This window comes from Leekyejoonella antrihumi (assembly GCF_007845645.1).
GTDB classification, from domain to species: Bacteria; Actinomycetota; Actinomycetes; order Actinomycetales; family Dermatophilaceae; genus Leekyejoonella; species Leekyejoonella antrihumi.
Map to the genome: position 1 here is coordinate 51,338 of NZ_VCQV01000029.1, position 14,315 is coordinate 65,652.

At 63.0% G+C, this 14,315-nt stretch carries 16 protein-coding genes; 4 read left to right on the plus strand and 12 right to left on the minus strand.

Annotated elements, in window-relative coordinates; translation table 11 throughout:
* Window position 1: 1 nt before the first annotated feature.
* The 4 genes from FGL98_RS18070 to FGL98_RS18085 form a co-directional block, all read right to left on the minus strand.
* A complete protein-coding gene (locus FGL98_RS18070) occupies window positions 2-379 on the minus strand; it encodes a helix-turn-helix domain-containing protein (protein WP_146319049.1) in 378 nt (125 codons plus the stop codon).
* Between the two features lie 244 nt (window positions 380-623).
* The gene (locus FGL98_RS18075) at window positions 624-908 is read right to left on the minus strand and encodes a DNA-binding protein (protein WP_146319051.1); all 285 of its coding nucleotides are present in this window, start codon (window positions 906-908) and stop codon (window positions 624-626) included.
* A 166-nt stretch (window positions 909-1,074) separates the two neighbouring features.
* Entirely contained in the window at window positions 1,075-1,692 is a 618-nt protein-coding gene (locus FGL98_RS18080) for an antirestriction protein ArdA (protein ID WP_146319053.1), read from the minus strand.
* Entirely contained in the window at window positions 1,689-2,339 is a 651-nt protein-coding gene (locus FGL98_RS18085) for an MT-A70 family methyltransferase (protein WP_146319055.1), read from the minus strand. Before FGL98_RS18085 ends, FGL98_RS18080 begins: the two co-directional genes overlap by 4 nt.
* A 42-nt stretch (window positions 2,340-2,381) precedes the next feature.
* On the opposite strand from FGL98_RS18085, the gene FGL98_RS18090 reads away from it, so the two are divergent.
* Complete coding sequence (locus FGL98_RS18090) at window positions 2,382-2,837, plus strand: hypothetical protein (protein ID WP_146319058.1); 456 nt, start codon at window positions 2,382-2,384, stop codon at window positions 2,835-2,837.
* Window positions 2,838-2,844: 7 nt separating this feature from the next.
* Here FGL98_RS18090 and FGL98_RS18095 read toward each other — a convergent pair whose 3' ends face one another.
* The 7 genes from FGL98_RS18095 to FGL98_RS18125 all read right to left on the minus strand — a co-directional run bounded on the left by FGL98_RS18095 (window position 2,845) and on the right by FGL98_RS18125 (window position 8,854).
* Window positions 2,845-3,870, minus strand: coding sequence for a replication-relaxation family protein (locus FGL98_RS18095; protein WP_146319061.1), 1,026 nt, complete (start codon window positions 3,868-3,870; stop codon window positions 2,845-2,847).
* Entirely contained in the window at window positions 3,863-6,106 is a 2,244-nt protein-coding gene (locus tag FGL98_RS18100) for a type IV secretory system conjugative DNA transfer family protein (protein WP_146319063.1), read from the minus strand. Before FGL98_RS18100 ends, FGL98_RS18095 begins: the two co-directional genes overlap by 8 nt.
* A gap of 335 nt (window positions 6,107-6,441) precedes the next feature.
* On the minus strand, window positions 6,442-6,642 hold the full coding sequence (locus FGL98_RS18105) for a hypothetical protein (RefSeq protein WP_222432246.1): 201 nt from the start codon (window positions 6,640-6,642) through the stop codon (window positions 6,442-6,444).
* On the minus strand, window positions 6,639-7,232 hold the full coding sequence (locus tag FGL98_RS18110) for a hypothetical protein (protein WP_146319067.1): 594 nt from the start codon (window positions 7,230-7,232) through the stop codon (window positions 6,639-6,641). Before FGL98_RS18110 ends, FGL98_RS18105 begins: the two co-directional genes overlap by 4 nt.
* 125 nt (window positions 7,233-7,357) lie before the next feature.
* Window positions 7,358-7,609: a hypothetical protein gene (locus tag FGL98_RS18115; protein WP_146319069.1), complete on the minus strand. Its 252-nt coding sequence runs from the start codon at window positions 7,607-7,609 to the stop codon at window positions 7,358-7,360.
* Between the two features lie 30 nt (window positions 7,610-7,639).
* Entirely contained in the window at window positions 7,640-7,948 is a 309-nt protein-coding gene (locus tag FGL98_RS18120) for a phosphoenolpyruvate carboxylase (protein ID WP_146319071.1), read from the minus strand.
* Between the two features lie 210 nt (window positions 7,949-8,158).
* Entirely contained in the window at window positions 8,159-8,854 is a 696-nt protein-coding gene (locus FGL98_RS18125; protein WP_146319073.1) for a hypothetical protein, read from the minus strand.
* A 360-nt stretch (window positions 8,855-9,214) separates the two neighbouring features.
* Between FGL98_RS18125 and FGL98_RS18130 the strand changes: the two genes are divergently transcribed.
* Together FGL98_RS18130 and FGL98_RS18135 are read left to right on the plus strand one after the other, a co-directional pair.
* Window positions 9,215-9,430, plus strand: coding sequence for a MerR family transcriptional regulator (locus FGL98_RS18130; protein ID WP_146319075.1), 216 nt, complete (start codon window positions 9,215-9,217; stop codon window positions 9,428-9,430).
* Window positions 9,417-11,102: a beta/alpha barrel domain-containing protein gene (locus FGL98_RS18135; RefSeq protein WP_186526241.1), complete on the plus strand. Its 1,686-nt coding sequence runs from the start codon at window positions 9,417-9,419 to the stop codon at window positions 11,100-11,102. The genes FGL98_RS18130 and FGL98_RS18135 overlap by 14 nt, the downstream gene beginning before the upstream one ends.
* Window positions 11,103-11,838: 736 nt before the next feature.
* Here FGL98_RS18135 and FGL98_RS18140 read toward each other — a convergent pair.
* Window positions 11,839-13,251, minus strand: a complete 1,413-nt coding sequence (locus tag FGL98_RS18140) for an IS1380 family transposase (protein WP_146319080.1) — start codon at window positions 13,249-13,251, stop codon at window positions 11,839-11,841.
* 349 nt (window positions 13,252-13,600) lie between these two features.
* On the opposite strand from FGL98_RS18140, the gene FGL98_RS18145 reads away from it, so the two are divergent.
* Window positions 13,601-14,008, plus strand: a complete 408-nt coding sequence (locus FGL98_RS18145) for a hypothetical protein (protein WP_146319082.1) — start codon at window positions 13,601-13,603, stop codon at window positions 14,006-14,008.
* The last annotated feature ends 307 nt before the right edge of the window (window positions 14,009-14,315 follow it).

A 14,315-nucleotide genomic window follows, 5' to 3' on the forward strand; every position in this document is an offset into this window, starting at 1 on the left:
GCTATTGCTCGTCTTCTCCAGGACGCGGACCGGTGTGGTTCGGGTCAATCCCGTACTTCTCGGTTATTTCCGCGATCTCCTGCAGTGCCGATGCGGGCAGCGTCGGATACTTGCTGCGCAAGTATGGCTTGATGCTTGGCAACGTGCCGGATAGGTCGTAGCCAGCTGCTTCGCACGCGGCGGTGGGGTCGATCTCGAGGACTGCCGCCAGGCGGAGCAGCTTGCCAAGCTCGGGTGAGTCCACCTGATCGCGTTCCCACGCGTCCAGCAGTGACTTGCTGATATCGGCTTCAGATGCTGCCTGGCGAATGCTGAGCTGTGCAGCGATTCGGGCATCCTTTAAGAGCCTGCCAAGTGTTTTGGATTGTAATGTGGCCATGTCCCTATTTTACACCATTTGTCCAAAGAATTGGACGATTTTCTCGTTTTCTACAACATTGTTTCGGCCTTTCTTGTATGTCAGGTAAATACATTTCTATTGCATTTAGATCAATTTTTGAGTTGTGGGGTGGAAACCGAGAGAGCACGAATGCTCGATCTCGGTTTCCACCCGTTTGGATAGGGATTCGGAAGGGAGTGAACATTCCACTCGGCCTTCATACGTAGACAGTGCGTAGCAAGTGCTACTTGCTGCCTGGTGTCGGGCGCTTCGCAGCGCTGCTCGCCTTGCTGCTGCCGACCAGCGCCGCCAGGGCGGCCTGTTGGGCGTCAGCTTCACGAGCCAGCTCGGCCTGGAGGTCGGCTGCACGGGCAGCGATCTCCGGGAGGGTAGCGATGGCATCCAGTTGGGCTTCCAGACCCGTCCGGATGATCTCCGTTGCTGACGTCCCCGACAGCTTCGCGAGCAGTGTCAGCCGAGCATGGAGCGCAGCATCGAGCCGGACGGCCAGTGTCTTTACGTCACTCATGACCTTCTTCTCCTTTCCAAGGGTGCTTCTCCTACCGTGGTTGCACGCTTCGCCATACTTGGCGAACCGCACCTCCGCCGTAGGCCACCGTCCTCGGGGTGGTGCAGCCCTCGACCTGAGTTGGTCGAGTGGCTGCAGGCTCCCGAGGATCGGGAGGTCAGGTGGGCTACGGGTCGGCCTCACGGTCGGGGCCACGGAACAGGTGCACCTGCTCACTCTCGCCGGGCAGCAGGACGAGGGTGGACACGGCGATCTCGTGTTGAGCGGCTGCGGCGTATTCGATGCGCACCCACGGTCGGATCGGTTCCGGAATCTGCTCGATACTCCAGCCGCTGGCCTCGATGAGGTTCCGGCCGAGCTCGGCGAGGTTCGCGAAGCTGCCGAGGTGTTGCTCCCGGAAGACGGCCAGCATGTCCGGGTCAGCGTCATGGAACTGCGCCCAGGCGGCGAACGCCGGACCGTGCTCTTGGATGCCGCGAGCAACGCGGGAGATGACCTCGGGATTCTCGCCTGGTTCGAGCACGAACGTGCCGAACCCGATGGTGTCGTAGATGGCGCGTCCGTCGAGCGCTGTCTCGATGTCCACAGGCTCGAGCGTGGCGTCGATCCACTGGCCGGTCATGGCCTCCGAGTCGTCGGCCGCCCAGATGCCCGGTCGTGCCGGAAAATGTTCCGGGTCGAAGCCGACCGCCGGCTCGTCGTCGCGGCGCTCGGGTTGCTCCAGATGCTCGTGGTGCCGTTCATTTGGTTGGTATTCGCTATGCCGTGGGGTGTATTCGCTCATGGTGTACCTCCTTCCAAGGTTTGGTTGCTGCTGGTCTCCGGAACGGTCGCCGCTGCCGCCGCTGTGATAGCCACCGGACTGGCCTTGGCATCCCGTGGCTCGTCTGGCACCGGGTAACCGGGGATATAGATATCGCTGTGAATTTCGTTTCCCCAGACGTGCCAGGGCGGCTGTCCCAGCGAATGCGGCGGCCGACGTCGGGCAAACAGCTCCAGATACGGCCCCGGAGATATCCGCTCGATGAGGGCGTACTGCTCCTCCGGCTTATGGCTGTGGTCTTGCACCGGTGCCTGGACCCAGGTCGGCTGCGAATGGAACTGCACCGGGGCCTTGCCCCTTGTGGCGAACAGCAGGTGCTCGGTCGAGTTACGTAGGTAGTTGCCGAGACCGAGCCGGAACTTGACCCAGGTCAGCGGTGAGCGCACCGTGAAGCCCCAGGCTTCGGCGACGTCGTAGCCGTGGCGCAGCGTGGCGTTGGTGACCCACAGCCACAGGTGCGCATCGTCCGCCGCCAGCTCACTGACCGGCATCCCCTTGATCCGCTCCAGGGTCATGAGCTGGTAGTGCTCCTGAGCGCCGCGCTTGCCCTTCTGCTCGATGTCCCAGGGCGGGTCGGCCAGGATGGTGCGGTATTTCGGGGGGCTCACGACGCGCCTCCGATGTCGGTGCTCAGCAGTACTGTCCGTGTCGTGAGCTGGTTCAACACCGATCGAGTGGCGGTACTGCTGTCCGCCATTGCTGTCGTTTTCTCCTGCGTCAGCTGGTGGTCGAACCGTAAGGTCGCCGAGCGATCCACGAGGGCGCAGGAGTCGATGGCCACGTCGCTCGCAGCCATGGGTGCGGGCTTAGCAAACGTCGAGCCGGACGAGGCACCAAATTGGCAGATCCTGGCTCCGGACGACGGTCCGTGGTACCAGCTGGTCAATCTCGGTGGCACGGCGTATGACGTTGCGGTATCCGGTACGGCATTCGAGCGCTCTGGCACACCTGCGCACCGATCGGTCTGGCGACGCGGCGAAGGCGAATCGTTCCTCGGGGTGGATCGTTTCGGACAGGCACACGGCACCGTGGAAGCGTCGTACCGTGTGTCTGCAGAAGGTGACCGCCTCGCTTGGTCGAGCCCGCTGCTGCCTCGCACCACATAGCACCGGTTCATGCCACGCCTCCGTTCGCCAGCTCGTGGTGCATCTCCGCGTCGCTGGTTGCGAAGCGGTGGATGGCAGCGGTCAGGCGCCCGACACGCTGGATCCGCCGCTGCAGCTCCGTGCGCCTGGTTTCGGCTTTGCCGCCGTGGAAGCGCCACAGCACCAGCGGGAAGATGCCAGTGCGGGCTTGCTCGGTGCCGGTGCGGAAGTAGGTCTCGTACTGCTCGCACTTGCGCACCAGCGTCGGCAGGGATTCGGTACCAAGATCGACCTCGACGAACCAGTAATCCTCGTAGGCACCGTCGGCGTCGCTTCCCGAAAGCCGCAGGGCGAGGTCGGGCGTCAGGCGCAGAGCTGCACCACCGAGCCCGGTATAGGTGCGAGTGGCTCGTTTCTCGATCTGGACTTGTAGAGCCGCAGTCATGTCGGTCGCGGCCTGCATGGCCGCCAGATGAGCGTCCGCGATCGCCAGCTCGTGAGCCAGGAAGCGCGTCGTCGGTACTCCGGTTCGGTAGGCCAGTGTCGGGGCGAGTCCACCTGTGACGGTCTCGCTGGCGAGGCGGTACCCGGCGCTGGTCAGCTGCCAGATCTGAACGTTGCTGCCCGCTTCGATGCCACCAACACGGCGGGCGGTGACGATCTGCAGGGCACCGGCTCGCTTGAGCCGCAGCAAGGTTCGCCTGGTTTCGCGTGCCGCCGAGTCGAGCCGCAGCTGGTTACTGGTGGGGAAGCAGAACTGCTGCACCTGATGCGTACTGAGGAAACGGTGCGTACCCAAGATGGCCAGGATGGCTCGGTCCCGGTCGGCCAGCTCGGCACGGAGCCGGGCACGAACCACGGTGCCGACCACCAGTCGGTGGCGCAGGTTCTTCGCCCCCGATGGGGGCGAAGTATTCGTCGCGGAAGAATCCGGGAATCGGCCGCTGACGTCGGCAGATGTCGAGACCTGGCCTTGAGCGGCCGGACGGACGAGCGGACTGGCCTTCTCACTGTTCGGGGTGTGGTTTTCGGTGCTGTTCTCATAGCTACTCATGTGATTCCTCCTCTCTGTGCTCTGATTCCTTGTGGTGCAATTCGGCTGCGGAACGATTCGGTCGCCCACGCCCGAGACGTTCTGGCGCTTCGGGCGACTCCGCCTCGCCCTTGCTCGATGCGCCGGAGCCGGTGCCGCTGCCGCCAGCCACGTGAGCCAGTGCCTCTTCGGTGTCGCGAGCGTTCTGCCCGAAGCGGGACTCGGCGCGTTGTTGGAGTGCGGCCGGGTCGCGGAACGGTTCGTCCAGTGGCTGCGGTGACAGCGACACCCATGGTGTGGTCGAGCCGTCGACCAGCAGCCGGGCGTAGGCCTGGTACTGCTGAAGTACCGCGAAGTCCTGCCGGACAAGCAGGCCGTCGCCGAACAGGTTCGCCGTGCTCGTGGCGTCCTCGCCGCTGAGACGGAAGGCGATCTTCGAGCTGGTGTTGGCGTCGACGCCGGGCATGAGGGCACCGAGCTGCTTGCGGTACTGGTGCGCCAGTGTGACGCTCATGCCGAGCGATCGGGCTTGCGCGAGAGCGTCGTCGAGACTGCCGGGGAGGCGCAGATAGTCCTGGACTTCGTCGATGACCAAGCCGACCTGGGAGCGCTGGCTCGCCGGTAGCTGGAGCCGGGTCAAGGCAGCCCGCCAGACATCGGCCACGATGAGTGACCCGAGTAAGGCGGCGGCTTCCTGCCCGATGCTGTCTTTGCCGAGCCGAACGAGCAGGATCTTGTGTTCCGTGAACACCTGCTCAATCCGGAAGCTCGGCTGAAGCTGCCCGACAATCGCTCGCAGGCTTGGCCGCAGCAAGACGGTGCGGAGCTTATTCATGAGTGGCCGGATGACCGTTGCTCGGTTGTCCGGCGACAAGCTCTCGTACTCGGCCCAGAAGGCACCAAGGCCGAGCGGATCGTCCGGTGCGACAGCGGCGACTACTTTCCGCCGCAACGCATCGTTGGTCAGCAGCAGCGGAATGAGCGCCAGCGATGCTTGCCCACCCGTCAGGTGGTACCGAGCAAGGCTGAGTGCGGCGCTGTGCAGGATATCGCTGGAGCGTGGGCCGAGGCCGCTGCCGAACAGCGAGGCGAAGACGTGCACCACCTGATCCGCCACCAGATCCGCCTCAGCCAGGGTGACGACACTGCCAATGCTGTCGAACCCGACCGGCCGAGAGGAACTCGGGTCGAGCACCACGACGTCGTCCACCCGGTGCTCCGGGATGCGAGCCAGCAGCTCGGTGACCAGATCCGCTTTCGGGTCGATGACGATCTGGCCGTACCCGGCCTGAATCTCTTGCAGGATCTGCTGGGCGAGCAACGTTGACTTGCCGACGCCGGTCGGGCCGAGGATGTGCCGGTGCTGCAAGCCGCCCCGGATCGGCTGGTGAATCCCTCGCTGGCGACCCCGTTCGAGGGCGTGCGTCGCCAGGCCGTAGCGGATGCCACCACTTCTCGGGTGCGCGCTGGTGGCCGCGAGCAGGCGTGGATGACGCGGCCGCAGGCCAGGCAGCACCGTGTCGGGCTTGTCCGCGACGGGCAGGCCGAGTGGTACCAAGTCAGCCACGGCCAGCGATAGCGGCCACAGAAATGGTGACGAGACGTTTGTGGCAGATTTCGGACTGCAGCCGACCAGGCGCACCGCTTGACTCGGTGCCTCGAGACCGCGCAAAGCGGCGCCGACTTGGCCGATGAGGTGTCCGGCGCGCTCCCTGGTGCCGGAGATGGCGAGCACGCGAATGCAACAGCCGAAGCCGTGCTGAGCGAGCTTGGCTACTTCGTCGGCCGGCGTTGTCTGGCTCCCGCCTGCGGATGGCTTACGTGGTCGGTTCCGTGCGCCGAGTACCAGCTGGAAACACAGCAATTCATTAGCACCCGCCTGCGCCAGCGCGGCCAGCAGACTGCGCGTGATTGCCAGTTGCTCGCTGTTGTCGCCAGCGTGCAGCGGCTGGAACCGATGCCCCGTGATCCGCACCGTCGCCGCCAGCTGAACTCCTTCTCGTGATGGCACCGTCGTGTGCGGTGAGACGAGCAAGCCCGGGACGTGCGTGCGCAGTACGTGGAGGGCCTTTCGCAACGCCACGTCGTCGTCTGCACCGAGCCGCCAGCCCACGTTCCCGCCTTGACCGGTGACTTCCAGCACCAGACGTGGCTGCCGGGCAAGTCCAGCGAAGCCGAGAAAGACAGCGTGTGCGGTGTCGGGGGAGAGGGCTTCGGTGAACTCCAGGTCGCGCCAGGTGAGCGAATGCTTAGTCATTTGCCGCCTCGTTTTCGGGCGCGCCTGCGAGTTACGTCGCCCAGCCGAGTCCGCCGCTTGATTTCCAGACTTCTTCTTATTTTTTGGCATAACAAATACACCCTCCTTTCCTGGTTTACTTTCTGATTGTTTCCGTGTCCATTACGTCGGACACGTCCTGCATTTGACTATGCGTCCAATGCTTTGGACAGTCAATACAGTTTGTTGATTCCACAACGCCGAACGGACACACATGACTACTGGCGATTCTGGCATTTTGATTCACTCGAACTGCACGTGATTACGTCCATGCTGCACGCGTAATTGATTGAACAACCTGAACTGGAAAGTAGCCCTTACCAACCGCGCCAGCGCCGGAACCCGAGCCACAGCCCGACGCCAACCACCAATACAAACGCCAGCACACACAGCGATAACCAGATATCCTGCAGAATGGTGACCGCCCCATACAGCGCCATAGCCCCAAGTAGCACCGCGAAGCAGCCGCTGACGATCCGGTCGAGTAGCTTGCCCGGGTCGCCGCCTTCTCCGGTCACGACGTCACCAAGATGTCGCTGCGGCTCGGGCATGGAGCATCCGGCTCGGGTACGCGGCGGATCTCCTCGATGAGGCCGATCTCGGTGCCGTACTCGACACACTCCTCGACAAACCGCCGCTGGTGAATCGGGAACCGCCCGATGAGTGCCATGAGCTGGATCTGGCCGACGATGTCGGCGCGGAAGACCTGCCACGGCAGCGAGTACTTCGGGAAGCCAGCGCGCTCTAGCTGCTCAAGGTGCCATATCCCGAGTTCGAGCTCGTCGTCCAGCTGGAACGACAGGCCGAGCTGCATGTGGCTGACGTCGTGCCAGAACCGGAAGCAGATGTTGTCTTCGTCCTGGAAGAAGATCGAGGTGTCGCAGAACTGGTTGTAGATCGGCAAGGGTGTGCCATTGGCCTGGCTTTCGGCATACGCCCCGCGTAGCTGCTGATACGTGCTCGGCGCATCCGGGCAGCCTTCGTAGGTGAAGCCGACTCGAGCGCCGGTGTCACGGGCTTGCTGCTGCACGAAGCTGGTCAGGTCGTTCCTGGCGAGCACCAGCTCCAGTGCCAGCGTTGGGTTGGTCGTAGTCTCGGAAGTGGACATGCGGGATCCCCATTTCTCTTTGGATGGAACCTGGGAGGGGTGGTGTCTTCGGTGTCCGAAGTCCTCGGAGGAGAAGCGGTGTGAACGCGTCTCCTCCGAGGCGCTCCAGATGCAGGGCCAGACGGTCAGTGGCCGGGCTGGCGTGTCTGCTCCACGGTGGTGGCGTGATCCACCATCCGCCGATGTGCCCTGAACGCTTCGGCGTCCAGGGCTTGCTTGACCCGGATGGCCCGAGCCAGCGTGTCGGCGTTCCGCCGGGCGACTGCCTGCCGATGGGCTACGGAGCGGGAGGACTCCCCTCCGAGCATCTCGACCAGGAACAGGCCGACCAGCCCGACGAGCACCAGTACTGAACCGACCGTGACGAGAACAACCATGGCGATGTCTCCTTTCTTGTCTTGGCGGGCTTACGAGAACCGGGCGATCGCGGAGGCCGCCCCGATCGTGTACGCCCCGATGATTTGCTCGTAGTACGCTGCACCCTCCGGTGCGACGTCCATGAGGCTCTTGGCCGCCGACACGAGGGTGCCGACGTTGTTGAGGGCGCTGTAGGTCAGGCCGGCCCGGACGGTGTCCGTGGTCAGGGCAACCTCGCCGCGGCCGAGCACCAGGTCGGTGTGCTTCTTGATCTGCCTGGTGACGCCACGGCTGATGCTGTGACTGGGTACCAGACTGGACTGGTTGGTACTGCCGAACAGAGAGACTTCTCCGCTCATAGCGTTCTCCTTCCCGGACGCCCGATCTGCGGCACCGGTGGTGCTGCTGGAGCGGTCGGGAGACCTGGAAACGACGCTAAGACGGCACCGGGGCGGCGTCACTGACACAAAACTGACACCGCGACAGCCCTCGAGTAGATGCGACCGCATTGGCGTCGGTGTGCGCCGTCGCCTGATGGACGACAACGCGACACAGATGGGGTAGCGCGGTCAGTCGGTAGGGATGATCTCGGCGGGTGCGGCCGGGAACGACGCGAACGGCGGTGTCCGGGGCACGCCGTCGTGCCCGGGCCAACTGCCCCAGGTGACGGTGGCTTCGGTCATGAAGTTGCGCTGGGTCTGGATCTTGGCGACCAGACGGTTGTCCGCCAGCTGAGCGCCAAGCACCCACTGCGGCCAAACACCCATCCGCCACTCGACGTCGATCTTGAACAGCCACTTTGCGTCCGGACGCAGCACGACCGGCGTGAGGTGCCACCCTGCTCGGACGTAGCCAGTCTCGGGATTCGGCGCATCGTCGAACTCGAACGGCAGATCTTGGAGTTCGTCGTTGATCCAGACGGCTGGCTCGCGCCACTCTGAGCCCGTATCCATGTGCAGCGCGATGACCGGGAACACCAGCGGCCCCGTCTGGTAGATCGTCAGGTGGCCCCACGGGCGGAAGAACAGCACCTCGTCACGGAAGATGGTCGCCAGGGCTTCGGCACCACGGTCGCTGCGACGACGCGCCGTGCGCTCATCCACGAAGTGTGCCTCGGCATACGAGCGCAGCCGCTTCTCCAGCGTGTCACCCACCGACACCAGTCCACATGTCTCCAGGTAAGCGCGGATGTCACCCTCCGGATCCGCACCGTGATGCTTGAGCATGTCCACCAGCGTTGTGAAGGCCTGATCCGGGCTGCCCATGCCGACCACACGCGTCAGGGCTTCTGACCCGACGAGATCTGAGCGGCTACGGACACCTTCGCTACGCCGAAGGGCGCGGAGCTCGCGGAGGAGCTGAGTGCGGAGGGGGTCGGAGGGCACGGTTGCAATAATGGCTGACGGCCGTGCCACGAAGTCCCGAAAATTGCGGGGATCTGGTGTACCGCTCCGTCGGAACGCGCGCCCCGGTAGCTCGAACGAGCCGTCGACTCTGACCATGCGTAGGGTTCGGAAGACACGGAACATCGCGACATACCTGAATATCACGTCGACACGGGGGTCAATGACCGTTACGCTGGTCCGGAAGTAGACGAACAGGCAGGCGGGACGACGTTGATCACAGTGAGCGGGATCCAGCACCGCACCATTGCAGACGTGGTGCCGGTGTTCGGAGTCTCGACCAAGACCATCAGGAACTACATCAAGCAGGGGATCATCCCCCAACCGCCCGTAGTAACCTACGGCCTGCGGGACGTTTCGGTGTTCCCGGATGACTACATCGAAGAGTCGAAGCGCCGACTGCGTGAGCGCAGGAACGGAACTGATGGAGATGGCTGACGTGTCCGACGGTACCCCCACCACCGACTGGGTAGCCGATCCTCCGGCGGTTGAACCCGAGGAGACCCGGTCGCGATGGGGCGACTTCGCACCGCGCGAAGAGCGCGCCGTCCTGCGCTCCCTGCTACGAGACCTCTCCAACGACGACGGCCCGCTCGATGCCCTCGACGAAGAGTTACCGGCGGCTCGCGCTGCCGGCTTGCCGGAGCAGGTCGCCAAGAACGTCCGCGAAGCCGTCACGATGGACCCTGACATGACTGGAGAGGACGCGTCTAGCGTACTCGGCGGCCTGATCGAGTACCTGTACTATGCCAATCGGTCATCTCTCCTTGCCAAGTATCGCCTACTGCAGCCCGCTTACCGGGTGTATGCCGACCACGAAGCGAACGCCGAGTCACCGTCTGGTACCGTCCCAGCGAGCGTGCCGTCCTGGATCGGATCGAGGTGGCCGTTCCTCGGCCACCGGATCGGCTTTCCGATTGGTGTCGCCGCTTCAGGCCTGACTACGAACGCCCAGTGCGTGAAGCGCCTCTTTGAGGCGGGATACAACGTCGTTACCTACAAGACGGTGCGATCTCAATTCACACCGCCTCACCCGCGACCCAACTGGGCTCTGCTCAACTCCGATAGCATCAAGGCAATCGGTGACCCGGAAACTGTGGTCACGGTTAACCCCGAGACAACGCTTGTTGAGGCAGACAGCTCGGCTAACTCGTTCGGCGTTCCAAGTCCGGAACCCACCGTTTGGGTTGACGACTTCCGCACTGCGGCGAAGGCTGCCGGTGAGGGTCAGGTCCTCATTTGTAGTGTCCTCGGCGAGGATAACAATAGCGACCATAGTGAGCGAAGCACGGACGTTCTGATCGCTGATTTCATCGCGGTTACTCGTCATGCTATGTCGGCGGGTGCGGAGACTGTGGAACTCAACTTGTCGTGCCCGAACACAACTAGGCTCGATGACGAGCCTACGCTACCGCTCTGCTATGATGTCGAACTTGCGATTGCAATCGTGGTGAAGGTCCGAGAAAGCGTCGGACATTCCGTCAAGCTGGGTGCCAAGTTGTCGTACTTGGAGCACGACAACCTTGCCAGGTTCCTCGATGGCGCTGCGCATCACCTGGATTTCGTCTCGGGTATCAATACTGTCGCCCACCCGGTGGAGTCTGCCGTCGGCGAAGGTACGCCATACTTCGGCAAGCGGCTCGTTGCAGGAATTGGAGGTGCAGTTATCCAGCCGCTAGCCCTTGAGTTCGTGCGCGCGTGCAAGCAGTACAAGGACGAGAACAACGCCGACTTCGCCATCATCGGGGTGGGTGGAGTGACTGACCCCGCGTCATTCGTCGCCATGCGTGAGGCCGGTGCCGACATCGTTCAGGCTGTCACCGGTGTTTTCCTTAATAGCCTTCTGGCTGTCGACTGCATGCGCTCGCTCGGTGCGACGATGCGTAGCCCGCTGGACGATGCCGAGAAGGAGCGCATTCTCCAGACAGCTATGTCAAGGATCCCCGTCCCTGAATGGGAATTCACTACATCATCAGAGCTTCCGGTAGGAGTCACCGCGGAGCTATTGGACGAGCTCGTGATATCCGGCGCTCTCGTCATGACATCGGCCGCTGGGGCGCCGCGCTACCTCCGCTCGGACGCAGACTCTCGACCGTCCGTCAACGCCTGAGCCGTTCGTCACCGTGCTCTGGTACATCGTGTGCGCATGTCTTCTTGTGCCCACAGGTGCGCTACTCGCCCTAGAGCACCGCAGTCGATGTCGATATAAGGTGCCCGAGCTTCGGGGCAACCGTATAGATAAGGCACGTCTAGTTCTCGCAAAGTCGTGGCTCCTCTACCTGCTTGTGATGGAGTCGATATTCTGGCTAATGGGGGCAGGAGTTCTCGGAACGATCTCGGCCGCTACTAACCAAGACTCCCTGTACCGAGGGGCGGCCGTACTCTCGTTAGCGGGCTCCGCGCTGGGCACTGGAATCTGGCTCTCCATGCGGTCCGACGTAACACCCGACGACTCTTCGGAGCCTCCAACGGTGATACTCCGTGGGAAGAAGTCTCTATCGCTTCGGCGGTACATCGTTCGTTGGCATACTCAGTTCGGACGAGAGTTTGCTAGCAGCGACAAGACCAACCTGCGGAAATATCTGGAGTTACTTGTCGACAAGATAATGAGCCAGCGACAGTACGACGGAGTCGAATTGCGCCGTCGCCTGCGAACTTCATTCAAGACTTATGTCGATACTTACGGCACGCCGGAGTCTAAGCCTCAATCCACCGAACGACTTATGACGCTGAGTTGAACTCGTCATCTGCGGTGGCGGAGTAGCGCGGGCATGGTTGATTGCCCGGCCTCGCTGTCGGGGTGTTCCACGGGTGGTTCCGGTTGCGCCGCGGGTGCGGCTGGGTGGTCAGGCCGTGCACGCTCTGGGCGGGCTGAGCGCGGCGGCGTGCAGGACCTCCCATGGGTGTTGCCAGGGCCACTCGTTGGGTAGATGCATGGCGAGCTTCCGTGCGGATGAGGCGATCCGGGCGGGCACGTTGATGATGGTGCGGCGTAGTGTCCCGGTCGTCGCCTTCGCCAGTGACGTATCACCGGTCAGCGTTCCGGCCGCTCGGGTCAGGTTGAACGCGATGACCGCCAGGACGAGCCAGGCCGCGTTTGCCGTAAAAAACCCTGATGGCATGTGGGCGATGGCCGAGTCCTTCAAATCTGCATGGACGTTCTCGATGATCGCGTGCTGCCGGTGGAGCTGGTCCATCGCGACCGTATCCGTCGCGGTCTCGGGGACGGTGGTGAAGAACGCGTGGAAGCGCCACACGTCGAACAGGGTTCCTTGCCCGGCCGTCTTCTTCTTGTCCGCGTTGACATCGGGTATGCGGCGCACGATCAGCCGCCCGGGCACATGGTTCGCCTTGCGTTGAGCGGAGAACGCAGTAAAGCCGATCTCGGCGACCTGGGCCTTCGAGATCCACCTGCGGGTGTCCTCGTCCCAGATGGCCTGCGGGTACTTGATCGTGGTCCACGCGCCCTCGTCGATGGCGGCGATCGCGCGTTTGACGTCGGCGTTCAGGCGGACGGTGACCGACACGTCCGCGCCCGCCGTGATGGCGGCACTGATGGTGGGGTGGCCCATGAACGCCGAATCCGCCCGCAGCAACACCTTCCCGGCGGCGTTCGCGGAGCGCATCCTGGCCACGGTCGCCAGGGTGTCGGTGACCAGGCGCTTCGCGCCTCGTGGGGAGCCGACCGCGCCCTTGCGCAGCCGCTGCGCGACGATCACCGGTGCCGCCTGGTCGGTGGACACGGTCGCGATGAACGAGTTGAGGCCGCGCACGCCGGAGTACCCGAACCCCGCGCCCTGCTTCTGGTGGCCGTGGACCTCGATGATCGAGTCGTCGATGTCGACGATCGCCCGCTCATCCAGCCCGGCCAGTAGCGGGGTGTGCTGGTTCAGCCCGATCAGGACGCGGGAGGCGACCGCGTCCAGCTGCCTCACGTGCCCGAAGGTGAAGGAGCGCAGGAACGACCCGAGCGTGGAGGGGGCGTAGCAGCCGTCGAACAGCTTCTTCATCGCGCCGTGCCGCAGCAGGGCCATGTCGTCGATCGAGTCGGCTCCGGCGATCATGCCTCCGACCAGCGCGGTCACCTTCGCGCCGGCGTTGGAGCCCTTGTCCGTGGGTACCGTCAGGTGCTGGTCGGCCAGCCCGGCAAGGTTGACGTTCTCCGCCAGATGCATGATCGGGACGAGCCCGGCCGGCGACACGAGATTCGGTTCGTCGAAGGTAGCGGACGCTACCGGCAGCGTGTGAGAGGGTTGCATCTACGAGGTGTCCTTGGTTGTGGGCCAGATTGTTCCTTTAGACAGTCCAATCTTCCCAGAACACAAGGGCATTCTCGCTTTACGACCCGCCTACCGCTTCACCTGATCGGTGGATTGAGGCTAAGGTTGACGACGATTGGAAGAAGGCCAAGGTTGCATCCGTAGTTGCCGACAGGAAGAAGGCGGATCGCCAGGTTGCGATGGATTGCTTCGAATGCGCTACGTGGCGAGGAGCCAGTTACGACGCTAGATATATCGAATACATCACTCGTGACTTTGACTCGCTATTCTTGTAATTATGATACAATAGGCCGTATATGGGATATATAACGGTCGCGAGACTAGTCACATGGCAGGATCAGAGTTAGGTCCGTTTTCCGAGCGACGCAACTGGCGTCTCATCAGGCGTCTTGGGCAGTTCATCGACCCTGATTCGAGCGAAGCACTGGCGAGAGTTGAGAGTTCACGTAGAGTTCGCATCCCCCGCGATGCGCCTTTGGCCCGTCGGCTAGGCGCCGAAGCCCTGGACAGCTTCCTTGAGCATTCAGCATCATTCCCTGCGCTAATTCGCGGCCTCTCCGCCGGAGACATCGCGGAACGTCTCGTCGCCATTGACCACATCCAAGAACTCGCAATCAGAGATATCGAAGTGGCTCGAGAGTTGGCGCAGCAGCTCGAGCAAGATGTTGATCCCGAAGTTGCCGACCGCGCTCACGCTGAAGTGGCCATACTTGCCGATCCTGGATATCAGCCGTGAAACTGTCAGTGCTCCCCACGCTCCACGCCGTCCCGCAGTAAAGAACGTGCGCGGCTAATGATGCAGTCCTCTCTACAACTTGATGAGATGCAAAATATCGCTCTGGTCGCTCTATATCGCGACGCTGTCGCCGTGAAGTTCCCTGAGGGCAGTCGCCTTGAGATGCCGTGATATCGGGGATTAGCCCGGATCTTGCATAGGTCTGGCGTGTGAGGTGGGTGTCGGCGTCTGCCGTCTTGCTGGTGCTCATTTTGGCGTGAGGGTGTGACAGGGGGCCGCGATGTCGCTCGTGGTGGGCGTCGGCTTC

What these genes read in the sequence shown, in the direction of transcription:
- FGL98_RS18145 (WP_146319082.1), top strand. Translation starts at nt 13,601, where the DNA reads ATGGCAGGATCAGAGTTAGGTCCGTTTTCCGAGCGACGCAACTGGCGT.
- FGL98_RS18140 (WP_146319080.1), bottom strand. Translation starts at nt 13,251, where the DNA reads ATGCAACCCTCTCACACGCTGCCGGTAGCGTCCGCTACCTTCGACGAA.
- FGL98_RS18080 (WP_146319053.1), bottom strand. Translation starts at nt 1,692, where the DNA reads ATGAGCGAATACACCCCACGGCATAGCGAATACCAACCAAATGAACGG.
- FGL98_RS18120 (WP_146319071.1), bottom strand. Translation starts at nt 7,948, where the DNA reads ATGAGCGGAGAAGTCTCTCTGTTCGGCAGTACCAACCAGTCCAGTCTG.
- FGL98_RS18070 (WP_146319049.1), bottom strand. Translation starts at nt 379, where the DNA reads ATGGCCACATTACAATCCAAAACACTTGGCAGGCTCTTAAAGGATGCC.
- FGL98_RS18135 (WP_186526241.1), top strand. Translation starts at nt 9,417, where the DNA reads ATGGAGATGGCTGACGTGTCCGACGGTACCCCCACCACCGACTGGGTA.
- FGL98_RS18110 (WP_146319067.1), bottom strand. Translation starts at nt 7,232, where the DNA reads ATGTCCACTTCCGAGACTACGACCAACCCAACGCTGGCACTGGAGCTG.
- FGL98_RS18095 (WP_146319061.1), bottom strand. Translation starts at nt 3,870, where the DNA reads ATGAGTAGCTATGAGAACAGCACCGAAAACCACACCCCGAACAGTGAG.
- FGL98_RS18125 (WP_146319073.1), bottom strand. Translation starts at nt 8,854, where the DNA reads ATGGGCAGCCCGGATCAGGCCTTCACAACGCTGGTGGACATGCTCAAG.
- FGL98_RS18075 (WP_146319051.1), bottom strand. Translation starts at nt 908, where the DNA reads ATGAGTGACGTAAAGACACTGGCCGTCCGGCTCGATGCTGCGCTCCAT.
- FGL98_RS18100 (WP_146319063.1), bottom strand. Translation starts at nt 6,106, where the DNA reads ATGACTAAGCATTCGCTCACCTGGCGCGACCTGGAGTTCACCGAAGCC.
- FGL98_RS18115 (WP_146319069.1), bottom strand. Translation starts at nt 7,609, where the DNA reads ATGGTTGTTCTCGTCACGGTCGGTTCAGTACTGGTGCTCGTCGGGCTG.